17 protein-coding genes and 1 tRNA gene are annotated in these 24,706 nt (G+C 59.5%); 2 read left to right on the plus strand and 16 right to left on the minus strand.

Annotated elements, in window-relative coordinates:
• Positions 1 to 81: 81 nt before the first annotated feature.
• Complete coding sequence (locus tag NFC98_RS09815; RefSeq protein WP_254274814.1) at positions 82 to 255, minus strand: DUF2970 domain-containing protein; 174 nt, start codon at positions 253 to 255, stop codon at positions 82 to 84.
• 166 nt (positions 256 to 421) lie between these two features.
• Here NFC98_RS09815 and NFC98_RS09820 point away from each other — a divergent pair, with 166 nt between their 5' ends.
• Positions 422 to 769, plus strand: a complete 348-nt coding sequence (locus tag NFC98_RS09820) for a hypothetical protein (protein WP_254274815.1) — start codon at positions 422 to 424, stop codon at positions 767 to 769.
• Positions 770 to 837: 68 nt separating this feature from the next.
• Here the strand turns inward: NFC98_RS09820 and NFC98_RS09825 are convergent, their stop codons facing one another.
• The 3 genes from NFC98_RS09825 to NFC98_RS09835 form a co-directional block, all read right to left on the minus strand.
• Positions 838 to 1,569, minus strand: a complete 732-nt coding sequence (locus NFC98_RS09825) for an LrgB family protein (protein ID WP_254274816.1) — start codon at positions 1,567 to 1,569, stop codon at positions 838 to 840.
• Positions 1,566 to 1,925, minus strand: coding sequence for a CidA/LrgA family protein (locus tag NFC98_RS09830; RefSeq protein WP_254274817.1), 360 nt, complete (start codon positions 1,923 to 1,925; stop codon positions 1,566 to 1,568). Before NFC98_RS09830 ends, NFC98_RS09825 begins: the two co-directional genes overlap by 4 nt.
• A gap of 68 nt (positions 1,926 to 1,993) precedes the next feature.
• The gene (locus tag NFC98_RS09835) at positions 1,994 to 3,622 is read right to left on the minus strand and encodes a BCCT family transporter (protein WP_254274818.1); all 1,629 of its coding nucleotides are present in this window, start codon (positions 3,620 to 3,622) and stop codon (positions 1,994 to 1,996) included.
• 208 nt (positions 3,623 to 3,830) lie between these two features.
• On the opposite strand from NFC98_RS09835, the gene NFC98_RS09840 reads away from it, so the two are divergent.
• Positions 3,831 to 3,907: transfer RNA gene (locus NFC98_RS09840), tRNA-Pro, on the plus strand.
• 434 nt (positions 3,908 to 4,341) lie between these two features.
• On the opposite strand, the gene NFC98_RS09845 is transcribed toward NFC98_RS09840, so the two are convergent.
• From NFC98_RS09845 to NFC98_RS09900, 12 genes are all read right to left on the minus strand, one after another.
• The gene (locus NFC98_RS09845; RefSeq protein WP_254274819.1) at positions 4,342 to 5,112 is read right to left on the minus strand and encodes a hypothetical protein; all 771 of its coding nucleotides are present in this window, start codon (positions 5,110 to 5,112) and stop codon (positions 4,342 to 4,344) included.
• Positions 5,112 to 6,194, minus strand: coding sequence for a hypothetical protein (locus NFC98_RS09850; RefSeq protein WP_254274820.1), 1,083 nt, complete (start codon positions 6,192 to 6,194; stop codon positions 5,112 to 5,114). The genes NFC98_RS09845 and NFC98_RS09850 overlap by 1 nt, the downstream gene beginning before the upstream one ends.
• Positions 6,195 to 6,583: 389 nt before the next feature.
• The gene (locus NFC98_RS09855) at positions 6,584 to 6,916 is read right to left on the minus strand and encodes a hypothetical protein (RefSeq protein WP_254274821.1); all 333 of its coding nucleotides are present in this window, start codon (positions 6,914 to 6,916) and stop codon (positions 6,584 to 6,586) included.
• A gap of 32 nt (positions 6,917 to 6,948) precedes the next feature.
• Positions 6,949 to 9,072: a UvrD-helicase domain-containing protein gene (locus tag NFC98_RS09860; protein ID WP_254274822.1), complete on the minus strand. Its 2,124-nt coding sequence runs from the start codon at positions 9,070 to 9,072 to the stop codon at positions 6,949 to 6,951.
• Between the two features lies 1 nt (position 9,073).
• Positions 9,074 to 15,610, minus strand: coding sequence for a DEAD/DEAH box helicase (locus NFC98_RS09865; protein ID WP_254274823.1), 6,537 nt, complete (start codon positions 15,608 to 15,610; stop codon positions 9,074 to 9,076).
• A 30-nt stretch (positions 15,611 to 15,640) separates the two neighbouring features.
• The gene (locus NFC98_RS09870) at positions 15,641 to 16,027 is read right to left on the minus strand and encodes a type II toxin-antitoxin system VapC family toxin (protein ID WP_254274824.1); all 387 of its coding nucleotides are present in this window, start codon (positions 16,025 to 16,027) and stop codon (positions 15,641 to 15,643) included.
• Between the two features lies 1 nt (position 16,028).
• Positions 16,029 to 16,268, minus strand: coding sequence for a type II toxin-antitoxin system Phd/YefM family antitoxin (locus NFC98_RS09875; RefSeq protein WP_254274825.1), 240 nt, complete (start codon positions 16,266 to 16,268; stop codon positions 16,029 to 16,031).
• A gap of 354 nt (positions 16,269 to 16,622) precedes the next feature.
• Positions 16,623 to 19,661 (minus strand): DEAD/DEAH box helicase, encoded by a 3,039-nt coding sequence (locus tag NFC98_RS09880; RefSeq protein ID WP_254274826.1) that lies wholly within the window; start codon positions 19,659 to 19,661, stop codon positions 16,623 to 16,625.
• Positions 19,651 to 21,489: an EH signature domain-containing protein gene (locus NFC98_RS09885; protein ID WP_254274827.1), complete on the minus strand. Its 1,839-nt coding sequence runs from the start codon at positions 21,487 to 21,489 to the stop codon at positions 19,651 to 19,653. Before NFC98_RS09885 ends, NFC98_RS09880 begins: the two co-directional genes overlap by 11 nt.
• Positions 21,486 to 22,250 carry an OmpA family protein gene (locus NFC98_RS09890; RefSeq protein ID WP_254274828.1) on the minus strand — a complete coding sequence of 255 codons (765 nt, stop codon included), beginning with the start codon at positions 22,248 to 22,250 and terminating at the stop codon, positions 21,486 to 21,488. The genes NFC98_RS09885 and NFC98_RS09890 overlap by 4 nt, the downstream gene beginning before the upstream one ends.
• Positions 22,250 to 24,220 carry an anti-phage ZorAB system protein ZorA gene (gene zorA, locus NFC98_RS09895; RefSeq protein ID WP_254274829.1) on the minus strand — a complete coding sequence of 657 codons (1,971 nt, stop codon included), beginning with the start codon at positions 24,218 to 24,220 and terminating at the stop codon, positions 22,250 to 22,252. The genes NFC98_RS09890 and zorA overlap by 1 nt, the downstream gene beginning before the upstream one ends.
• Positions 24,221 to 24,325: 105 nt before the next feature.
• Positions 24,326 to 24,694, minus strand: coding sequence for a hypothetical protein (locus NFC98_RS09900; RefSeq protein WP_254274830.1), 369 nt, complete (start codon positions 24,692 to 24,694; stop codon positions 24,326 to 24,328).
• Positions 24,695 to 24,706 lie beyond the last annotated feature (12 nt).

Here is a 24,706-nt window from a genome sequence, read left to right on the forward strand (position 1 = left end):
TATTAGCCACGTCTGACATGGAGTATAGAAGGCACTGGCTGCGACACCCTGCCACACCGCGCTCCGCTGCCAACGCGGGTTTCAACGGGCGGCCTGGATGGCCACCAGCGCCACCACCCCCACCAGCAGCATCGCCATCACAATCCCCACCAGGATGAAGGCCCCGGGGCGTCCCTTCTCGAAATCCTCGCGACGCCGCTCCTCCCTCTGCACCCCGAAGAAGGCGGCCAGTACGGACTTCACCACGCTCCACATCCGGTTCTCTCCTGCTGCGGTCGAGTCGTCGCCTGTGGCTTGACCCCCATCAACCCTGGCACGAATAGAGGGGGGCAGCGGCCCATGGCTCTCCTATACTCTAGACGGTTTACAGCGATTTCCTGCAACTCGCCTCACCCCTCTCGGGGCAGCGAAGGAGCCGATCATGACGAAGAAACCGTTCGGGATGGACATGGCCAGCGCCAATCCGATGCTGGAGTGGTGGCAGCAGCAGTGGATGAAGGGCGGCAACCCCATGGCCCGCATGCAGCTGGCGTGGATGGAGAGCATGGCCGAGGCCATGCAGTTCGAGGCGCAGTTCCTCAAGGCGATCGCCGAGAGCGGGGAGCGCCTGTCGAAGTGCTTCGACGGCGAGGGTCCCACCAGCCCGGAGGAGCTGCAGGAGTGCTACCAGAAGCTGGTCAAGGAGGTCAGCGACGCCCAGATGAAGCGCATGGAACATGCCAGCCAGCTCACCCACGACTTCCGCAAGCGGATCTGGGAAGAGATCTGACGACGATCCAGGCACTGACGTGAAGCACTACCGGGCGCCCCCTTCACGGGGGCGCCTGCCGTTGCGGCTCAGCTCAACCCGAACAGGCGCGTCAGCAGCGGCAGCAGGAAGGCGGTAAGCAGGCCGGTCAGGCCCATGGCGAGGCCCGAGAAGGCCCCGGCCACCGCCCCGATGCGGGCGAACGCCTGGGCCGTGCCGAAGCCATGGGCCGACAGCCCCAGGGCGAAGCCCTGCACGGCGGGGTCGCTGACCCGCAGCAGGCGAAAGACCCAGGGAGCCAGGGCACAGCCGATGGAGCCGGTCAGCAGTACCAGCCCCGCCGCCAGGGAAGGAATGCCGCCGATCTGCTCGGCGATCCCCATGGCGATGGGCGAGGTCACCGAACGCGGCGCGAGCGACAGAAGGGTGGCCGGCTGGGCGCCCATCGCCAGGGCCACGCCCAGGGTGGTCACCACCGCGGTGACGATACCCACCAGGCAGGCGATGAGCAGCGGGCCCAGCAGGCGGCGCACCCGTTCGCGGTGGTCATAGAGGGGAATCGCCAGCGCCACGGTGGCCGGACCCAGCATGAAATGGATGAACTGCGCTCCCTCGAAGTAGGTGGCGTACTCCATGTCCACCAGCAGCAGCAGGCCGATCAGCATGGCGATGGAGAGGGTCACCGGGTGCAGCAGCGCGGTGCCGCCCAGCGCCCGGTTGATCCACACGGCCAGCGCGAAGACCACCAGCGTCGCCAGCAGCGAGAGCAGCGGGTTGCCGGAGAGGTAGACCCAGAGCTGGTCGAGGTCGGCGACATTCATGCCCGCCCCCTCCCCCGTCGCCGGTTCAGGCGGTCCAGCACCCAGACCGTCGCCACCAGGGTCAGCGCCGTGGAGACCACCAGGGTCACCAGGATCGCCCAGACGTCCATGCCGATCAGCCGGAAGTGGGCCATCAGCCCCACCCCCGCCGGCACGAACAGCAGGGTCAGGTAGCGCAGCAGGCCCTCGCCGGTCAGCCGCAGGCTGTCGGGCACCTTGCCGCGGATCATCAGCCCCACCAGCAGGATCACCATGCCGATCACCGGGCCGGGAATCGGCAGGGTCAGGCCACGCGCCAGCAGCTCACCCAGGAACTGGCAGGCCAGCAGGATACTCATCCCCATGATCAGCGGCATGTGCGCCCTCCTCTCGTCGTGTCAGGTCAGGCGGCCGCGACCCGGCTACGCCCGACCGTCGGCCGGCCTCAGTGCAGCTTGTGGACCTCGTCGTCCGACACCGGCACCGGCTCGGCACCGGCATCCTCCAGGTCGGCCCAGGGCTCGCGCGGCGCCTCGGTGCGTTCACCGGTCCGCGCGGCATAGCGCTCGCGGTGCAGCGCCTTGAGCAGGCCGGCGATCATCAGCATGATCACCACCGAGAACGGCAGCGCCGCCATGATCACCGCCGCCTGCAGGGTCTCCAGGCCACCGGCCATCAGCAGCACGGCGGTGAGCAGCCCCAGCACCACCCCCCACAAGATGCGGTGGAAGGTGGGCGGCTCGGGATCGCCCCCCGACAGGATGGTATTGATCACCAGGGTCCCGGCATTGGCGGAGGTGATCAGGTAGGTGGCGATCAGCACCACCAGCGCCAGCGACACCAGCCCGCCGGCCGGCCCGAGCTCCATCGCCTCGATGGTGGCAAACAGCGCCGTGGCCACGTCACGATCCACCGCCGCGACGATGCCGCCGACCCCGAACAGCTCATGGTAGAGCGCGGTGCCTCCGAACAGGCCGATCCACACCACGGTGATTACCGTGGGCACCAGCAGCACCCCCATGACGAACTCGCGAAAGGTGCGCCCCCGCGAGACCCGTGCGATGAACATGCCCACGAAGGGCGACCAGGCGAGCCACCAGCCCCAGAAGAACACCGTCCACTCCGCCTGCCAGCCGTCGTCCCGGGTGGCATTGGTGTGGAACGCCATGCTCATCAGGTTCTGGATGTAGTCCCCGGCGGACTCGATGGTGATGGCGATCAGGTACTGGGTCGGCCCGAACAGCAGCAGGAACACCACCACCGCGATGCTCAGCCAGAAGTTGGCCTCCGAGAGCAGCCGCACCCCGCGCTTCACCCCGGAGACCACCGAGAAGGTGGCCACCGTCATGATCACCGCGGTTACCGCCAGCTGCAGCCACACCGAGCTCTCCCACCCGAACAGCGCCCCCAGGCCGGCATTCATCTGCTGCACGCCGAGCCCCAGGGTGGTGGCGATGCCGAACACCGTGCCGAACACGGCCAGCACGTCCACCGCATCGCCCAGCCCGCCCTCCACGCGCTTGCCGAATATCGGCTGCAGCGCCGAGCGGATGGTCAGCGGCAGTTTCCAGCGATAGGCGAAGTAGGCCAGCACCAGCGCCACGAAAGAGAAGATCGCCCAGCCGTTGAGCCCCCAGTGGAAGTAGGTCAGCCGCATCGCCACCCGCGCCGCATCCGGGGTCATGCCCTCGGCGATGAAGGGGTTCTCCTGGAACTGCAGGATCGGCTGGGCCACCGCCCAGAACAGGATGCCCACCCCGGTGCCGGCGGCGAACAGCATCGACACCCAGGAGAAGAAGGTGAATTCCGGTTGCTCGAAGTCGCCGCCCAGGCGCACATTCTTGTAGCGCCCCATGCCCAGCCACACCATGAACAGCAGCAGGAAGGCCACCAGCAGGACGTAGTACCACTCGAGGAAGGGATCCAGCACCCCGCGTGCCATGGCCAGTCCCGTGGCCAGTCGCTCGGTGAAGAAGGCCCCGTAGACCAACGCCACCGCCACGATGACCACCGCCACCAGCGTGATACGCGGATTCATCCCCTTGAAGAGGCCTCGCTCTGCCTGCCCGTACATGCCGTGATCCTTCTCGCCTGGGTAAATGGGGCGGCGGCACCGCCGGAAGCCACATGATAGAGCATAGGCAGGCGGAGTTCAGGACGGACATCTTCCCAAGCAATTGAATCGAAAGTGCAAAAGGGGCTTTTCATTTGCCCGCGAACGCGCTAGTATACGCCTCGTTCTCGGGGGACAGGCCAGACGGCCAGGAAGCCGAAAACAGAGTCGGAGCGTGGCGCAGCTTGGTAGCGCGTTGCAATGGGGTTGCAAAGGTCGCAGGTTCGAATCCTGTCGCTCCGACCACTAGACACTTGACAGAACAGCCGCTTACGGATCATGCCGCGCGGCTGTTTTGCTGTGCATGGTAATAACCTTGCGAACTGTGGTAAGAAAAGTCGGCCACTGGTCACCCGCCCAACGATCCCGTGCCCGTGATCAGCCAGATGAGACAGGAGAACCTGATGAACTTCTTTTTTGGTTTTCTGCGGGTCTGTGAGGTGATCAACTGGCTGATAAGCCGGATCGCTTGCCTCTTCTTGAAAGCCTTGTTACTGACTCCACTTTGGATCATCGGATTCGTTCTTTATCAGCTGCTCTACTAGGTACTACCCCGCTTGAGAAGATCGGTACAGGCCATCTCTTCCACAAATGAAGACTCAGTGTTGTTACCTGAGTCTTCACAAGAGTGACCAGCTCGAACAGTGGCTATCGGCGATCCAAAGAGCACTTCCAAACAGTCAGCTAGCGTATGCGGCAATTTTATCCATGAGTGTTCGTCTTGCCCGATCAAGGGCATCCGGGTTCACCTTGTTGGAAAGGGCTTCTCGGGGCTTACGCTCTAGAAAATAGGCGATGCGCTCAGCGTTTGCACCCGATGGATGAGGCATTCCATCCAGCACCTGATCCTGGCTCAGCGCACCTTGATTGACAAGCAACTGGAAAACTTCAGAAACCCTTGGGCCAAGAGGCAGGAAAAGGTTATCTGGCAAGGCACGGATCTCCTCAAGGAGTGAGCTTTCGATCTGCTCACGTAATGTCGACTGTTTCAACATCGCTGGGGTGCCGTTATAGTTCTGCCCATTCACGAACACCGGATAACGAAGCACTGAGGTATAGTGAACCAAGTGCGAGTGACTCCCGAATAACTGTTCGCTATCGTGGATTCCGAGCCATGATGGAATCCCCAGATAATCCAGCATCGTTACAAGGTTGCTCCGCATGGGCCCGCTGAAACTTGCAGTCTGTTTGGCCTGAGAAAGCGCCTCTTCATGGGCGAGCCCTTCTCGCAGGCACCGGCGTGCGGCATTGAGAGCATTACGGGCCTGCTGAAGCCCGGGCGTGATACCACTGATAGTGATCCGAGCCTGACGGTTGACATACTCAAATGGAGCATAGTAGATTTCAATGTTGCCGCTACGTACAAGCCTTAGAGACTCCGGCAAATGATCCTGGCTACCTAGCGGCTGCATATGCTGAATTATATCGGCAAATTGGGAAAAATGGTTCATTATCTGACTTCCTCTACAGGACTTGGGTGAATGATGGCCAATGAGAGGTGAGCAAGGTGCTCGACCACGGCTTTTAGTACTCGGAGTGACGGCACAGTCACTTGCCAGAGCTTGGCAGGTCGCCCTCCAGGAAAACCTCGGTCATGGAAGTGGCTAGTAGATTCGTAGGTGCGGTCAGCGGGATCGACCACCCCAAGTGACAACAATCCCCTGTCCGGCTCGAAAGGCAGGGTCAGGATACACTTTCTCAGCCCCCCTGAATTGATCATTACACAGCGATTCGAACGGGGTATACGCCAGGTCGTCACACTGCCCTGAGGTTCGACATAGATCTGCTCCCAGTCGGTCATGACATCAAGCCAGACATCAGCCGTCTGCCCATTGATCGGGAGGCGATCATCGAGAAAGTGACAGGTCACAGCCCATGGGAACTGTTCTTTTCTAGACACCCATGCGATAGCGGGAAGAGCAGGGATACGCTTCAAACGATCTCGAGGAATTTCTCTTCTTGACAGAGCATTCTTAACGGTCTCCAACTTCAGGCCGGAAGCAATAGCAATTTCTTCAATGGAAAAATATTGCTCCACCTCTGGGTGGGCTGAACTGAGATCATACTCGCCCAGGAATACTCCCCTGTGACTGCCATCCTTTTCACCGCAAAGAATCCACTCGATCTTGTAGCGCAGCAGGAACACTGCCAGAAGGTGTGTCAGTGATTTATAGGATGCAGCCGCATAAAGCTCAGCGGCAATAGCACCAAACCCCACGAAAGCCCGGAAATCCAGGACGTCATCGTCGAGTAGCTCAGGGTTTTCAGGCAGAGCGACATAATCCAACACAGCGAATCGATAAAGCCTCTCCGCAATGGACGCAAATCTCTCCTCGACAATGGTACTATTAGCCCTGATATTGCTGTCTTCACGGGGGTGCCTGCCAGTATAAAGAACCGCCGGGAGATTTGAGGTCGAAAAGTTTGCAACATCCTTGATATCTTGCCGTATTTCCTGGGGGTTCAGGACCTGGCTAATGGCCTCTCCGAATGGATAGTTAATCAGCAGATCGTGGAAGTGAAAGGTTGCCATCGCAAAACTCCGTTGCCTAGTGCAGATGGCGCAATCATCTGACAAAGCGAAACAAACAGCAACAGTGATTTTCAATATCACAGGTTTCGTTTTAAGCATCCCCACGTGGATTCTGGCCAGGGGCCAAGAAAAAAATTTCCAGGGGGCTGAAGCGCCACAGCTCGCGTTTTGGCAAGGGGGATCATCGGCCCGGAGGTCGCTCTAGATCAGAGGGCAGTTGCCACAACAGGTAGGCCTGGAGCCAAAAAGTTGCGGACAATAGAGAGAAACTTTCTGTTCTGCAGCCGATCATCTTGCTCAGGATAGTTTAAAATTAAAACATAATCATAACCATTCGCCACTCACCCAACCAAGATTTGACCGCAGCACTTCATAATGAAACTAGTCATTTATTCATGTTCGGAAGCCGATGCTGTTTGATAAGGAAGCTCACGCCTAACTTCCTTCACCGACCGATGCCCAATTTTATATAAGCCGCGAACCTGCCTATCCAGTGACTGGCAGCGAACAGCATAACCCTCGTCAAAAACCTTTCTGACCATTTCTTTCTCATTAACCTCCTCACACACTTCAAGCACATTACCACCCGTACCACCCGGAGAAACTCTAAAAGCGATATTCCCGGTTCCTCTCCTCTTCATCTTAACAGGAAAGACTTCTCTCCCATTATAGAGAATAAAGGTGAAAACTTTGGAAATTCGATCCTGATGATTATTCATCATTCATTCTCCAGAATCTAAAGTGTCAATAAACGTCAAAACCACTCGCTCATCTGTCCGTAGCCGAAGACGAACGCCAGTTTGCGGGCGCGGGTCAGGCTGACGTAGAGCAGCGCGCGTTCCTCGTTCTCGCGTTGGCGGCGGGTCACGGCGTCGGCGGCGGCGTTGACCACCGGCGCCAGCGGCACCAGGCCACGGTTCGCCGAGGCCACGAAGACCGCATCGAACTCCAGACCCTTCACCCGGTGCATGGTAGCCAGGTTGAGCTCACCGTCAGGCGTGGCGGCGCTGCGGCCATCTAGCTGGTGGCAGGGCTGCCCGCGGCTCCCCAGGGCGGCCTTCAGCTCCCCCAGCTCCCGGTGGGTGCGGGCGATCACGCAGCACGCCTCGGGGGCCAGGCCGTGGTCACGGATGGCGGCCAGGATCGCCTCGGCCTGTTCGTCCATGGAATCGAAGGCGCGCACCTCCGGGGCGGGGCCATGCATCAGGGAGTGATAGAACTGCTGGGAGTCCTGGCCTCCATCCAGGTCATCCACCTCGACGCCTTCCAGGATGCTCACCGCCAGCTTGCGAGTCTCGTCGGTGGTGCGGTAGTTCACCTTGAGGCGTGCGCTGCGGCCGCGGATATCGATGCCGCACTGCCCCAGCACCACCTTGTTCTTGCCGTAGATGCGCTGATGGCCGTCCCCGACGATGAACAGATCGTTGGGGGCCGGCGGCACCAGAGCCCGCAGCAGCATGAAGGCCTGGGAACCCATGTCCTGGGCCTCGTCCACGATCACCGAGCAGAGATTCGGGCGCAGGTCCGGGTTGGCCTCCAGTAGCTCCCGGGCGTCACGGTAGACGTCGTCGGTCTCCTTCAGGTGGTTGCTGGCCAGCAGGTGGCGAAAGCGCTCGAACACCGGCCAGATCTCCACCCGCTGCTGGCGGTTGAGGCGTGTGCCCCGGCCGATACGCGAGGCGTGCTTGTAGCCGTCCAGGCTCTGGATCGACTGGGGCTGGATCACCCTCGCCCACTCCTCCTGGAAGAAGGCGAGCCCCAGATCGCTAGTGGCCGGCTTCTCCGCATAGGCCTCTTCCCAGAGGCGCTTCTGCTGCTGGGCATCCAGCAGCAGGCCGTAGTCGTAGCCCTGCTTCTTGAGGAAGCTGACCACCCAGGCGTCCAGGTTGAGCACCTCGATGCGCTCCAGCGCCTGGCGGGAGCAGATCTTGTTGAGGTTCTGGCGGATATCCGCCGCCAGATTGCGCGTAAAGGTGGTAAAGAGCACCTTGCCCTGTTCTTCACCGGACTGTGGGGCGCTGGCCACGTTCTCGGCCAGCCACTTGGCCCGGTGCATGGCCACCACCGTCTTGCCGGTGCCGGCGCCTCCCAGCACGCGCACCGGCCCGTTCTTCTTCCCTTCGGCCAGGCGCCGCTGGGCCGGGTGCAGGAAGACCCGCCACTTCTCGATGGACTGGTTGAGCACCTCCTGCAGCGCCTGCTCGTTGTCGGCCACGGTAAAGCGCGCCTGGGACTCCGGCCGCGCCAGGGCGGTCGCGTAGTCCTCGGTATCCACCGCCTCGGGGGCGGCGGGCACCACCTCGGCATAGGCCTCCTCGAAGCTGGCCCCCGCCATCAGCATGAAGAGCCCCTCGTAAGCGTCGGCGGGGATCTGCTCGCTGTGGTGGGCGCTTTCCAGGTCCGCCTCGATGGTCATGCTGCGCACCAGGGGCAGCGCCTCCTCGGGAACGCCCAGCTGCAGCAGCTGGCGGTCGCGAATGGCATCGAAGAGTCCAGGCAGCACCGGCGCAGCAGGCTGGGTGGGAGCGGCCTCCTCCCGGCGCTCCTCTACCGTGAACACCTGCAGGCTGCCGGTATTGGGGTTGATCTCCACCTTGCGCTTGGCGGCCCAGGCGTAGGCCGCCTCGTGGTGGTCCACGTAGAGCATCAGGTAGAGCTCTTCCTTCTCGGCGGCGGCGAGGATGATGCGCACATCCTGATTGGCACGGATCGAGCGCAGCTTGCCGTCCTTGAAGGCGGTCAGCTTCTCGTAGTGCAGGCCGCCGTGCTGCGGGTCCTGCTGAAAGAGCATCACCGCTTTGTTGGCCTGGCTCTGCTCGTTGGGGGTGAGCTTGAGTAGGCTGTCGAAATACTTTTCCGAGAACGCCACGCTGACCATATTAGGCTCCTTGTTCTGACTCGCTCGCAGAGTCCAATCCGTTGATAACCGCCACCAGCTCTTCCGGGTCCGTGATCACCCGCCAGCCCTTGGCCTCCAGGTGCGGCCGGATGGCCAGCTGCTCGTCGTCATCCTCAAGCAGGAAGGCAATACGCGGCGTCTCGAAGAGGAGCTCCGCCAGGCCGATGACCTCCTCGTCGTCATTGACCACGTCCTCCCCCACCTGGGGCGCCTCCGGCCAATCGACCTGCCGCCCCCGTAGCGCCTCGGCCAGCTCTGCGTCCAGATGAGCGTACCAGGCAGGCTCCGGAGACACTGCCGGCTGCTCGGCAGCCGCGGCGCGGCGCTCGGGCCAGAGCAGTCCGGCGGCGATGCCGCTGTTGCGGGACTCGAGGGTCCAGGCATACATCAGCGGGAGGAACTGCAGCAGGTTCACCGCCGCCCAGAAGCGCTGCCAGGAATAACGCGCGGCCTCCTCATTGCCACGGCGAAGCTCATAGGAGACCGACACCATGGCGCTGTCGAGATCGAAGCGTTTGACCAGCCCCTCCCCGGCCAGCAGCCGCAGCACCATGGCCGCCGCACCCTGGTCACCGGTCAGTTCCACGGCACCGGCCAGCACCACCGGCTGCGGGGTGCGGTCGGTAAAGGCCGCAGGCAGGCCGTGGAGCGAATCGATCACCTGCTGCTTCATGGCCGGATCGGCCAGGGCCCTGGCCGGCAGGCACTGCAGCACGAAGAGCAGCGCGTGCCGGGCCAGCGTCTCGGGCTGCTGATCCGCCAGGAAGCCCATCAGCAGCTCGAAGGTCACCTGGCCGAGGTGCTGGGCCGGGTTGGACACTCCGCCGAGCTTCGCCAACCCGGCGATGGCAGCATGGTGCTGCTCCGGCGAGGTCATGCCCGCCGGCAGCGGCACATCCATGGCCTTGTCGCCCATCACCTGGTTGACGTCGTACCAGTTGAGGCTCCACACCACGTAGCCCGCGTGATGCAGCGCCTGGCGCTTGAGCAGGTCATCGCTGGCCTTGTCGGCATGGAACCGGTAGCCATCCAGGAAGATCGCCACCGGGGACAGGCCGCTGCGTACCGGCCACAGCACGAAGTCAGGACGGCTGGCGAACTGCACCCCCTGGGCCAGACCCAGGTCCACCTGGGGCTCCATCTCGTAGGCCAGCTCGCCGATGGTCAGCCGGTAGCCGTGCTTGCCGCGGATCACATCCTGGGAGACCCGCACCCGCTGCTGGCCCACGCATTCATGGCCGGAGAAGCGCGCCAGCGCCTCGGGGAAGCGCGCCTCCAGCTCGCTGTCGATCCAGGGGTTGCCGGAGAGCGCGCTCAGCCCCTGCTCGTCCTGCACCCACTGGTGGCCGCCCTCCACGATCTCCTTGAGCATCTCCAGGGCCAGCGCCTTGCTGGTGCTCTCCATGCCGTAGGCGTTGCGGTACTCCAGCAGGCAGCGGTAGCAGCCGTCCATCGGTTGTGAGTCGGGAGAGCTGTTGGCGTAGCAGTCGCAGGCCTGCATCACCGCATAGGCCAGGCGGAACACCTCCTGCATATGCTCCGCCCGGCTGAGCAGCTCGTGCAGGTAGCCGGTACCGCCGGGCACCGAATCGTAGAGCACGATGAAGTGGCGCCGCTCGTCGGTCTCGCCGATGGGCTCGCTCTGGTAGGCCACCCGCAGGTGGTCCACCTTGCCGCCGAAGCGCCGCTTCAGGCCCAGCTGCAGCGCCGCCACGAAGGAGTTCACCTGCTCGTCGGTGCCGCCGCTGGAGAGCCTGGGCAGCAGGATGCGCAGCGCCTCGGAGGCGAACCGCCGATAGAGATAGAGGCAGTTCTCGATGCCGTTGTCCTGATGTAAATCGCCCTGTTTCCCATTGGGGAGCGTCTTCGTCCCCTTGGCGTAACGGCAGGACTTCAGGTGGACGGGCTCCTGCTTGCCGGCGGCGGCCGCCCGGGTCTGCACCGAGCCGCACTCCCGGCAGATCGGGAAGCCGGCGCGCTGAAGCTCCTCGCCGGCCACCTCGAAGGCCATCTCCTCCCCCTCCCGGCGGCCGAAGTTCACCTCCAGGAAGCGGGCGCTGCGGATGAACTCGAAGCCGAAGGGGCGCTCCCTGTCATCCAGCACCCAGGTGATGGTGATGTCCGAAGGGTCGAAGTCGATCAGCATCTGCTTGTTGAAGAAGACCGGCTCGCGGTCGTCGGTGCGGTCATCCAGCTGGGCGTCCCGGGCGTTGGTGAAGGCGTAGACCTGGGTCATCTTGAGCATGCTGGTGCGCGCGCTCTCGTCGCCCCAGCGGTTGGTATGGCAGCGCGGGCAGGTGCGGTCGTTGAAGCCCGCGGTGGGGTCGTCGGCCGGCGCCGAGTAGTGGCAGCGCGGGCAGAAGCGCCACTGCTGGATGTTGCGCCCCTTCGCGGTCTCCACCCGGGAGACCCTCACCTTGCGATTGCCGGCATAGAAGACCGCCTCCGGCGCCAGCTCGGTAAGTGCCGCCTGGGCCGGGCGCTGGTACTCGTACTCCCGCTTGACCAGCTCGCGCTTGATATCGCCCTGGGCACCGCCCGCCTCGGCCCCCTCACCGCCCGGCCTCTCGGTGCGGAAGATCACCGAGTGCAGGGTCGCCCCCTCCTCCGGGAAGGCGTAGTTAGGCAAGAGCCCCTCGTCGGTGAAGAAGTTGAGCGTCTCGCGCTTGTTGAGCCGGATGCGCAGGCTGCGGTAGCCCGCCACCTCCCGCTCCAGCTCGGCGATCTCCGCCTGGGTATGCTCATCCTGGGGCCGCTGGCGCAGCTTCTCCAGCTGGCGGTCCAGCTCCTTGATGGTGGTTGCCATGCGGCTGCGCTCGTCGGCCACCAGCTTGAGCCGGCCCAGCAGGTAGAGTTCCAGGCGGTCATCGATGTGCTGGGGTCCGCCGAACAGGTATTGGCGCAGCAGCTCCAGGTCGTCGCCGCCGAGCTCGGTGGCCACGTGGCCGGCGAAGCCGTCCCAGATCTCCTGCATGTTCTGCTTCATGAAGGCCAGCAGCGTATAAGGAAAGCGCTCCTCCTGGGCCTTCTCCACCGCATCCAGCACCGGCTGCATGGTCTGGGGAATCTGGTTGTCACCCCGGGCGCTGCGGGTCCAGCAGTCCATGGCGTAGGCCAGCAGCTGGCGGCGCAGCACGTGGCGCGCCTTCAGGAACACCGCCGGCGGCTCCACCGGGGTATCCAGCATGCGCCCCGGGTCGGCGTAGAAGACCAGGTCGTGGGGGCGGCCGTTGGCCACCGTCAGCACGAAGGCGTTGCCGTCGCGGCGCCCGCCCCGGCCCACCCGCTGCAGGTAGTTGGCCTGGGCCGGCGGTACCGAGCAGAGCAGCACGCTGGAGAGGTCGCCGATATCGATGCCCATCTCCAGGGTCGGAGTGGCCGAGAGCAGGTTGTACTCCCAGGGCTTCTCGCCATGGATAAAGCTGTCCTCCACGCGAATACGCTCGCTGGCGGCCAGCAGCCCGGTGTGCTCGTGGGCGATCACCCGATGGATCTCGCCATCGCGGTAGAGCCCGGCGTAGAGGGAGTCCCGCACTGGCACCGGGGTCTCGTAGGCCAGCTCCGGGCGGGCGGCGCTGAGCAGGGGCAGCCCCAGCCAGGCCTCGGCGTGGGATGCCGGCACATGCATGGGGCGGTAGCCCGGGCACTCCACCCCCTGCACCGCCGTGGTGATGCTCAGCGCCTCCGGCCGCAGGGACCACAGCCGCACGCCGCGCTCGTTGGCCTCCTCGTTCAGAAGGCCGCTGTCGCGCAAAGCCGAGAGCGCCGCCGCCAGCACCTGCTCAAGCTGCTTGCGATCCACCAGGGTCTCCGGGTTCAGGCAGGCCAGCCAGCGCTCGTACCAGGATTGCGCCGCACTGGCCTGACAGAGCACCTCGTAGCCCTCCCCCTTGGCGGTGGCCGGGTAGCGCGGCCGCGGGGAACCCGGGCCGATGGGCGGCGCATAGCTCAGAAAGCTCAGCAGGTAGGCCTTGCCGAACTTCTGGCGATAGCCGGCCAGGTCCTCAAGCCCAAGCGCCCCCTGGCCAATCAGGTGCTGCATCACCCCCAGCATGAAGCCCTCGGCCGGCCGGGCCTCGATGCGGTAGCCGAGGGTGTTGTCCACCGTCTCCGCCCAGGCGACGGCCGCCTGGCGCACCGGCTCAAGGGGCCAGGCGAGCGCCGCGATCCCCAGGCGATTGAGCGAGCGCCCCACCTGGGAGCGCCAACCCAGATCCTCCAGGGCCTGCCACAGCATCCGCTCGCGGATCAGCCTGAGCAGCGGCGCCGGCTCCTTCACCTCGCCGGACTGCTCGAAGAACTCGAAGTCGCCCCGGTAGCGCTTGTCCGGCGGCATGAATTCACGCAGGTAGTCTGACAGCGCCAGGCGCCCCTGCCCGCCTCTCTCTCGCTCCCCCTCGGCCGAGGCCAGCCACCAGGCCTCGAAGCGCGCCGGCAGTTCCAGCAGCGGAATCGGTTCGCTGCTGCCCTCCAGCAGCTGGGTCAGCGCCATGCGCACGTTGTTCTGCCAGGTGCGGGCGGCAAAGAAACCGGCACGATGGGTGGCATCCTGGACCGAGTCGCTGAAGGTGAGCAGCTTGCGGTCGTCGTTGTCGCGACTGCTGAAAAGCCGGTGGATCGCCACCGCGCTGAGGCTTGCCGCCCGGGCACCGAACACCACCAGGGCGGAGCGCGCCGAACACCAGGGGCAGTCGTGCTCGTGGATCACCTTGTTGATGCTGCCCCGCTTCACCTCCTTGAGCTGCTGGGGCTTGCTGACCCGCACCAGCGCATCGGCACCGGCCTGGCACCCCCGGCACTCGGCCGTGCTCTCCACCGGCGCGGTGGTGCCGCACTCGCGGCACACCTTGAAGTGCTCCAGCCGCATGCCCGCCGGCGACTGCGCCTCGCCCCGCTGCCAGGGCAGCAGCAACGCGGTTTCCGGCTGCTGACCGAAGAAGGCGGAATAGATCGACTGAAGCTCCGTCTCCACCACCTGATCGGTGGGGTGGCTCATCTCCATGCGGGTCAGCCAGGCGGTACCGTGGCACTCGCGGCACTGCACAAGGGGCAGGCGCACCTGGCGCTGGTCCCGGGGCGGCTTGTCGTCACCGAAGGAGAGCAGCGGCGGCAGACGGTTGGCGGCGGCATTCTCTTCCGGCACCTCAGGAGAGCCGGCAGGCACTCCGGGCTCACGCAGGGTACCCACGATGCGGCGCAGCTCCCGGGACCAGAGCTGCAGGCGCAGCTGCACGAAGGGGCGGCCCACCGCGTCTCGCGCATGGGCCATCAGCGAGAGCAGCGCGATCAGGGCGAGCTCCGGCTGGCGCTGGAAGCGACCGGGGATCTGCCCCGCCAGGCGCTCGGCCAGCTCACGAAAGGTGGGCGTACCCGGACTCAGCTTGATCTGGCGCAGCAGGTTGGCCAGCTGGCCGTGCTGCTTGAGCTCCCGGCCCAGGGCGATGCGGCCGGCATCATCCATCAGATCGCCTTCCGGTGCCTTGCTGAAGTAGAGCTCGTAGGCCTTGTGCAGGTACGCCGAGAGCCCCTGGCGCAGCGACTCTCGAAGCGCCTCCGGGCCGACCTCGGGGTTGGGCGAGAGAAAGGCGATGTTGTCGAGGAAATCAGAGTCGCCCTGGCGCCGCTCGCTGATCACCGCCTCGCGGCCGAAGGGGCTGGAGAAGATATCCGAGGCGTAGTGCAGCAGCCCCTCGACGCTCTCCTCGCCCCCCAGGGTCGCGGAGGTGCCCACACAGATCAGCTGCTCAGGCGTCATCTCGAAGCGGGCGCGCAGGCGGCGAATCAACAGCGAGAGATCGGTGCCCTGAGCGCCATCGAAGGTGTGCAGCTCGTCCACCACCAGGTAGCGCAGGGTCTCCGGCCCGTTGTGGGCCCAGAGTGGCTGGTCCTTAGGGCGCATCAGCAGGTAGTCGAGCATCTTGTAGTTGGTGAGCAGCACATCCGGCGGGTTCTGGCGCAGTACCGCCTTGTCGGTGATCACCTGCTGCGGCCCCATGGCCTGGGTACCGCGGGCATCGCCACCCACGAAGAGGCCCACGCGCAGCCCCTTGAGCGCCGGCTGGCCATGAATCACCTCGGCAAAGCGCTTGGCCTGGTCCGTGGCCAGGGCGTTCATGGGGTAGATCACGATCGCCTTGATGCCCGGCCCCGCCGCACGCTGGCAGTGGTCCAGCACCGGATAGAGGAAACACTCCGTCTTGCCCGAGCCGGTGCCGGTGGCCACCAGGGCGTTGCCCGCCGCTCCGCTGGAGACCAGCCGCCGCCACGCCTGCTCCTGGTGGGCATAGGGCGGGTGCTCGGTCTCGAAGCCAGGGAAGAAGTCCTTCGCGGCGCTGCCGGTAAGGAACGGCAGCCCCACCGAGATATAGGGCCCCTTGAGGAAGGCCTCCCCCTCCTGCTGCTCCTCCACCAGGCGGCGGAACTCGCCCTTGAACGGCGCGGTTTCGGTTTCATAGCCGGTGACGATGAATTCGCGCAGCGCCGCGGCGACTTCGCTGGCTAGCAGGCCGGGGATCATAGAGGTCCATCTCCAGTCGGTGGCGTGACATCAAACGCGACGAATCGGCCCGGGGTACCGGGCGACGAGTTCGTCGGCGGTAAGCAGCAGGAGGCCTTCCGCCTCCGCCTGAGCGACAAGGATCCTGTCGAAAGGATCCTTGTGAAGGGGTGGCAGGTGGGCAACCCCCAGGGTGTGCTGGGCGCTGATGCTCAGCTCGCTGTAGCCGTTGTCGACCAGGCCGCGCCTCAGCAGGTGGGGGTCCACGTGAAAGTCGGGGCGTTGCAGGCTGTTCTTGATCACCACTTCCCAGAGGCTCGCCGCACTGAAATAGAGGCGATTGGCATCATCGACGATCAGCTCCACCGCCTCGGGCGAGAGCTTCTCCGGCTCGGCGGCAGCCCACAGCAGTACATGGGTATCCAGCAACAGGTTCATCTCATACCCCGAACATGCTGGCGATTTCCTGCTCAGCCATGCGGTCGAAATCATCGGGCACGCGGAACTCGCCCGCCAGGAAGCCCAGCCGCCTCTGCTGCTCGGGCGCCGGGCTGTCGATGGGCGTGACGCGCACCATGGGCTTGCCAGCCTTGGCAATGATGAAGCCTTCGCCCTGCTGGGCGCGAGCAATCAGCTGCGAGAGTCGCGTCTTGGCCTCATGGATGTTGACGGATTCCACGGCACACCTCCGATCTAGTTCAACTAACTTAGCTTAGTCGAGTGGCGCTCGGTTGGCCATTTACCTCGCAGACACCCGACCAACCCCAACTGGCTGGTACCCAGCTCCCCCGGCCAGGGCCAGGGCCAGGGCCAGCAGAGCCATGGCGATACACTCCTGGACCAGCCCCCCTTCATCACCGCCCCCTCCACGGTCTACCGGCACAGCTGGAACATCGTCATGAACCCGGTGACGGCGGAGGGGCTTTACGAAGAAGTGATCGAGGAGCCCTTTGCTCTGGATACAAGGCTTGACCCACCTCCCCTGTGAGCATCGCTGCATCGTTAACGAGCTGCTTGTTGAATTGAAGCAAAATCAATCCAGGCCAAGAGATTTCATCACCTCACTCTCACTGACCACGTCTGTAGTGACAACTGCATCCTTCAACAGCAGTTTTCCACTGAGCAGCCTGTCGAGGTGGACGTCGAATGAATCAAATTCAGGATGCAAGGCGGTTGGAATATGGATGTAGACGTCTCTCTTCTGCCCAATACGGTAAACCCTGTCAGTAGCCTGTGCCTCCTTGGCAGGGTTCCAATGACGCTCCAGATGAATGACATGGTTGGCACCCACGACTGTCAGGCCAACACCAGCCGCTACCGGAGACATGATGATGATGTTAAAGCCATCAACGGATTCGAACTGCTCTATCAGCCCCTTCCTTGTCAGGCTGTCACCTTTTCTTTCTACCGCAGATGTATCCCCATTGATAATACTGACATCAAGGCCGTAAATCTTGTCTAGCCACACCTTCATGAAGCGCTGCACATTTTTAGAAAGTATAAATATAATAACTTTCTCTTGCGCTGATCTTATCTCATCAAGGACATCAAGGGTCACTTTCATCTTTGCCGACTCTGACATGATCATACGATATGAGCCAGGCTTGGAAACAAGAGATTGCAACGGTTCATTAGCTCGCGGATGAAGAGATATTGCCCTCAGCTTCTGAAGCGTCGAAAGAGCAAAGCCACGAACATCGTCTTCTTCTGCGCGACGCTTTCGATACGACTCAATCGTCTCATTGTAGGCCGAGAGCTGGGAACCATTCATGGAGCAAGACAGCTTAGGATTATAGGAAGCCCCATGGGAGGCAGTAGGCACGCCACTAAGAATGCTCTTCGAAGGCAGGGCTGATAGCTGATCCTCCTTGATACGACGCAACATGAAATCACCGGCAGCCTTGCGCAGGTCGCTCCCAACCGAACCACGAACGAAATCCTTTTCGTCCTCTTGGGCACGAAGTATCGGGGTTACCCAGCGATCCCTGAAATAGGTCCAATCCCCCAGAAGCCCTGGCTGAGCGGTATCCATCAGGCACCAGAAGTCACCCAGCGAATTTTCAACAGGTGTGCCCGTCGCTAATATCTTGATATCACTATTAAGCCCTTTTGCCGCATGGGTCTGCAGGGTGTTGGGGTTCTTGAGGTTTTGCGCCTCATCAAAGATCACCATCCCCCAGTCAACGAGGCAGAGAGAGAACTGGTAGTCACGAAGCGTTTGATAGGTGGTAATAACGAGACGCCTGTTGACATCAAGCCTCTTCACACCTGCATCAGGGCCTACGTGAAGAGCAAAGCGTATCTTGTCGGGCTCCATCTGACCCTCCTCGTCCAGGAGCTCAGATGCCTGAACGGACTCTCGCCTCTCCCCTTTCTTCTTGAATTCAGAAAGATCTCTTCCGGATTGCAATACCTTGACATCTTTAAAGGGAATGCTCTTGTAAGTCAGCGAAACCTCCTGCTCCCAATTCTCGAGTAGGCTTAGAGGAGCAACGATCAGGACAGGTTTCTCCGGAAGACCTTGCAGTTTCCTGTGAGACAGATACTCATTGATGGCAACAAGTGACATGTATGTCTTACCGAGGCCCATGTCGTCGGCCAGAAGTCCGCCTTGAATGCGCTCAAAGCTTTCAGAGTCGTCGAGAGCACTTAGCTCAATCAACCGCAACATCCAGTTAACACCCTCTTCCTGATGAGGGAAGGGTTGTCTAGCATAAGCCTCCCAGTCAGCCTGATGCTGATGGCTATGATGCTTGAGCTTTTCTAATAGTTTCTCGCCGACATCTTCGGCATCTTTTACAATGACACCGACCTGGGTTTCACTTTTCTCGGCAGAGTCTTCTGGGGCAGCTGCTGACTCCTCAGGCTTATCAAGTGAAGCCGCCACCTTGCCAAGAATACTTTCCACTTTTTCATGGTCAGATACATCAATGCTCTCTCCTTGGAAGTCAATCGTCTGTGCTCCCTGAGAGTATGCTGCATCAATCTTATCCTGAAGTTCCGAAAGCTCCTCATGGCTTTTGACAAGTTTATTGATAATCTCAGGAGGTGAAGCCGAGCTTTCGACACCGAACCAGTCGCTTTCACCTTGCCCCAGACCTCCGAAGTCCATGTGCTTGATCTTACCTACACCAAGCACCCGCACCGAGAATCCAAGGTCCAGATTAACAAGAGAGGCATCAAGAAACGCAGAAGGAGATTTGATAAAATCGGCAACACTCTCTGCAGGAATTCGGCGATTACTCATCACCTCCCTGATACCACCCATCTTCTCCTCGTCAAGTATAACAACATTGTTTTTTATTCTAATTACGCCGCCACGCTCATCCAGATCAAGCTGACCTAACCTCCCCTCTATCTCATCAAGGCCATACCCCTCACCTATACTGGGAAAAAGCTCCAGGCTGCCATCGGGCAACTGCTTTGCAATAACGCCAACATCTTCAGCCGTTTCCACATTGATTCGTTCAAAGTGGCTAAGATCAATATTCATGCCACTGCGCTTGGCTAATTGCAATGTTGCCAGAAGCAACAGATTCTCACTGCTCGTCTTTAAATTTTCGGGAAGCAGTGAATGCCTGTCAAGGGCCTGAAAGGCTTGCATCTGCGGCTGGTCGAGAAGATAGCGGTGACCAGACCCTACTTCCATCAGAGCGCCCTTGATACGACAAGGCGCCTTACTTCCACCAAGCTCTGGAAGTATCTTTACAGAGAAAGCCTTGCTGCTTGAGTGCCCATCAATGGAAACCTTGAACTCACCAGAAAAACGTGGCGGGAGCCCCAGAATTTCTGCCTGCTCATTATCAAGAGAGGCGGCAACACTAGCGTCGAGACTGAATCCATTAGGAAATCGCGAGGCAAGCTCCTGCTCCTCAAGCATACGGAGGACAACGCCCTGAAGATTAATGTTGGGCGCACCCCCACCGGAAAGAAACCTTTCAAACTCGACTTTCTCAAGGTACAGCTTGACACCATCAGCATCAAACCTAATCTCAAAGCTTTCCGGCCCGTCTTGGCGATCCGTAGTGTCAGGAAGAATCCTCCTGATGACTTGAGCAAGCTTATTCTTCATCACCCAGCACCCCGCTGTTTTTCAGCACTCTCTCGCCTTCGCCCGAGTTGATCCAGTTGAAGTTTGAGACTTGTATGCAGTACCCCTTCAGGTCCAAATGCAGCACATGATTGATAGCTTTTAATGGAAGACCCAAATGCCTGGAGATATCCCTTGCCTTGCTGTCAGGGTGCCTGTGGAGATAAAGCAATATCTGAATGGCCAGAGGTGAGAGAACACTCTGATCACGATCAGCATTTGATTGGCTTTCTTTATGATCAGTACCAACATTATTGGCAGATTCACTAGATACTCTAGATACAAACCTTTTCGCCGGCCTCACAACGGGAAGCCCAAACCTCTCCACATACCTTCTATAATCCTGCTTGCTGAGGAGGGCTTCAACATCCAGGCTAATACCGTTTTCTGACAGAAACTCAAACACCTTGTTCTGCCAAGTCGAAGGGCTATGAACAACGGCGGTATACTCGAGGCTGGGATAGTCTTTCTTGTAGGTCTTAGGCACCATTTGTGTTAATTCAAAGTGGGAAAGACTCGTCACTTCATAGCCCACATACTTACGGCTTGGCGGAGCCAGATACACCCAAAGCTTGAAGCTATGCGAGCCTTCAATCAAGTGAAAATCACCACAATCCAGATAAATAATTGCCTTGTCGGAAAGCTGCCCGTCTAGCTTTATGTAGTTTACCTTCAACTCATTCTTCAAAATCTTCCTGACTGAATACTCAGCCTTGCTGCCAAGCATCAACCTGGTACTCTTGATCATCCTGAGCCGAAACAACCCTTCCAGAAAGGTTCTTCGGGCGGGAAACATCCTCTTAAGCTCAGAATTACCAGTGGATTCACCATATTGCTCAAGGGCCTGAAGAAAGAGACGGAGATCCTGTTTGGAAAACCAGCCACGCACCTTTTCTACCCTTTGTTCACCAAGGGGGGCCCACCACTCCCGATAGCTCTTGACCCTGCTCGAGACACGCGGATCGCCGGCCAGGCTCAGCATGAAATCCTGCCAGGCTTCACTGGCCTCGGTAACACGGTCAATCAGAACCTCCAGGGCGGCGTGCCCTATACGCTTCCCTTCTCTTCCATATGGCGCTTTGGAGACGTCGTGATGCAATAGCTCATCGAAGACAGGAGACCATTCCTTTTCATCTATCTCATGAAGCTTTTCTATATAGTAATGGGCGCGACAGATATCAGCATATCGACCGCGGTCAAACTCTTTCAATCCAAACTTCGAGAATGCATCCTCTAATGCTATACCATTCTTGATGGCAAGCTTGACAAGATGCGCCGGCCCATCAATCTTTAGAATCCAGTCGCCTTGTTGCTTTACAGCCGAGATCAGGTCATCTGCAGTCATCTCTTCGCCCAGATTTTCAACCTTTTTTATCTGGTCAACAAGGAGATCCTCAAATACTTCCCTCAAGGAATCATCATTTTCCGAGGAATAGCGATCTAGTCTGTCAAATTCCTGAAAGTATAGCTGAAGCATATTGAGAAGCGGCACTCTACCTAGCCGGGGTTGCTGAGCGTCAACCATGATTTCAAGCAGCCTGGGGCTCATCAATCTCTTGAGCACGTCAGAATCATCGAGCCACAGCTGGGTGAGGGCCCGAACGGCTACCCTTTTCTTGAGCAGAGCTGGTAACACCCCGAAGTTTCGGCTCCTTACCACATCCAGTAGCTTCTCTTCAGCCTTGAGGTAGGCATCACCGCGGCCGACGTCGTCTTCAATCTTCCTTGTCGATTCGACAAGCTCAATCCACGGTTCAAGAGACGAGGACTTCCAAGTTATCTTGACAAGCTCGAGAGGTGGCAAAATCACTGCGAATCACCTACAAATGCATCCTGCACCGCTCTATAATCTTCCACGGTGGGGCGACGGATGGTAAATCGTATATCAATTCGCCGATTAGCCCTGAGCTCTTCTTCTGTCTCTTGAAACTCTGTAACAGGCCGAGTATCAGCATAGCCACTAACAGAAAATATCGGATGGCCATCCTTGTTTATCAAAGTATCCAGCCGTCGCCCATCCGGAAGAACCTCCAGCCAGTGCTGCCAGAGGGAAATGGCACGAAAAGCCGAGAGCCCCCAATTGCCCTTGCCCATCATTCCTTGGTAGGGCCGATTATCTGTATGACCTTCAACGAACACAGTGTCTAGATAATCCACCCGGTCATCTTGAAGGATTACATCAGCAAGAACATTACCAATCTGAGTTGCGGTATCCTGATACTGAGGGCCGAGATCAAATTGAGCTGTATCAAAGCCGAGAATGTCGTTCGGTATACTCAGTACCGTATCGTTCTCGCTGACCGAAACGCGTATGCCTCTCCGCTGCAGCTCCTCGGCTGCTTCATGCAATATCGTTCTTCGAACTTCTTCAGCCTGGCGCAGCATCTGAATTTCTTCGGTAAACTCCTGCTGCTGCTCCTCCAACTGCTCCCTGATTTCCATCAGCTGGACAATAAGAACGACCGACGCCAGAATAAATATTATCAGCAGTACCGACATGATGTCCGAAAAAGACATCCAGTATGGATTCTCTTCGTCTACTGGAGACTTCCCACGTCTATTAAAACTCATCAGCGACGCTCCAGATCATCCACAATACCGCTGATTGCCGTGACAGTTCTCTTCATCTGATCGGCAAACGACAGCGTATTGGTATTCCAGGCTTCCATCCTCTCGGAAACTTGCTCGCGAACCTCCTGGCTATATGTCTTAAGCCACTCTTCGGCTTGCTTCTCAATGTTTTCCACCTGCTCACTCAGTGAATCACCAAGCTGCGTAAACTCATCACGCAGCTTACGGATAAACTCGTCATTACGGCTGCCAAGCTCGCTGAAACCTTCATTGGCGAATTTCGCAGCAGAATCAAGCTGACGGGCAGCATCGCTGATGGCTTCCTGCATGCTCGCAAGTGTACGCGCGTGCTCGGAGATGCCAGAAAGCACTTCACTATTTCTGGTTGACACTTTCTCCAGGCTTTCTGTGACGGCACTGACCCTTTCATCAAGAAGCACTGTGGCCTTGTGAAGATTAGCCGACAAGGTGCCTAGCTGGGCAGAGCTATTTGTCATGTTCTGACTACTACGTTCAGCAGAACTTGCCACCTCGCTTAGCGCGGAAGATAGCTTTTCGTATTGGGACGATATACCTGTCAAGTGCTGATTTGCAGTTCTGGATGCCTCTCCAACCTGTCTCATCAACTCTTGCTGCGCATTGACAAGCTTTTCTACCAGACCACCGAACCGTTCTTCGATAGCCTTTTGCTGCTCATCAAACTGAGCTGCGCGCACCTGATCCCGTTCCTCTGCCAAGGCAACCTGGCGCTCAATCGCCGCAGCCTGATCTTCAGAAATCTTCTGAAGACTTTCTTCATGTGCTCGCTTCCGTTGCTCATCCCGCTCAGATGCCTGATGGAACTGGGTATCCATCGACTCTGTCATGCGTTCCATGAAGGATTCAAACTTCTCCGCCAGCGCAGACTGTTGCTCCATGGCTGTCTCGCGTTGCCTGTCAAGCTGCTCGGACAGCTCGCGAGATGTGGTCTCGACGTGCTCACCGCTTTTCTGTTGCTGCTCAGTTAGCTTCGTGAAGAGTTCATCCATCCTTGTACTCATTGAGCTTACTGCCTGATTCACCTCTTCAGCAGCAGTTCCAAGTGCCTTGGTTTGCTCACTCCCTGCTGTCTTCATACCCTCCATGAAGTTCGAAACAAGCTTTTCAAGGACCTCGTTTGATTGATTGCTTGCATTATCAACCAGAGCCTGTATGGCTGGTGCCATGACATTGTTAAGAGAGTCTGAGATAGCCTGCTGCATGGCCTCGCTCATTCCTGACACGGTTTCCTGAAGCCTGTCTCCAATGCGCTCGTGAAGCTCCTGAAGTGCTTCCTTGCTTGCCTGACTGGACTCAGCAATATGCATCAGAGAGTGCTCAGCTGGCATTCTTTGATAGAGAAAATCAATAGTATGCTGAAGCTTGTTGATACGCCTCAGCGCACTTCTTTCCACAAGCTTTTCGATAACATTAAGTAGCAGGCTCAGCCCAATACCCCATACTGATGTCAAAAAGGCAATAGCGGCGCCATTTATCATGCTCGCGATACCCACCCTGAGGGTATCGACATCATCAGCATCGACCTGAAGGCCTCTCAAACCAATTGTCAGGCCAATAAAGGTACCCAGCACACCGATCGCAGTCAGAAAGGTCGGTGTGGCTGCCAGCAGACGGCTTGACGTCAAGCCGTAGGCTAATGTTCTTCCATTGAAGAAATGGTCGGCGTCAAGAGTATTATAAAGCTTATCCCTATCAGGAGAGTACACCAGGCTTTCGTCAAACTCTTCCCACAGCTTTCCAGCCTTGACGCGTGAGCTTTGCGCCTTCTCCAGGATTTCCTGCCGCTTCCAGGCCAGCTCTTCCCGCGTCTGGCCTTTTATCAAACTCTCAACCAGCCTGACACTTCTACGATACTTAATATAATAGTGAGAAAGTGAAATAATGGCGATAATCATGATCGCCATCATTCCCAGCCAGAACCAGTCGCTCACCACAAGCTCCTGATACCGGGAAATATTCATGGCATGAAAATTGGGAAGAAGATGCGAAACCGAATCAATCATTCTTTACACTACCCGATAACTTTAAAAGAGAAATCACCCAATATTGATGTACAGTATCGGATTACTGCTACCCTTCTCGAACCACCCTGACACATCCATGCCCTTGTATCTATGCCTCTCGTCTTCACCAGCCACCTCCTCCACGAATTCCCAGCGACCGTCGATGTAGACGTCTTCGAGAGGCCTCGTATGGTAGGAAGTGGAACCTGCCGGGTGCCATGACAGCACCCGGTAAACCTCGCGCACGACACCGCCTGCAACTGCCAAGGCCAGCTCGACCCGCTCGCGTCGCTTGCCAATCCTCCACACCCCACGCGTCACTTCATAGAGCTCCTCATCGGAGATCCCTTCATGCCAGCTGCGGGAAATCCGTATCAGGACTGAAGGTTGGGTAATCTTCATACTGGCGAGCCC

Source organism: Halomonas sp. 3H (assembly GCF_024206005.1).
Lineage (GTDB): Bacteria > Pseudomonadota > Gammaproteobacteria > Pseudomonadales > Halomonadaceae > Halomonas > Halomonas campaniensis.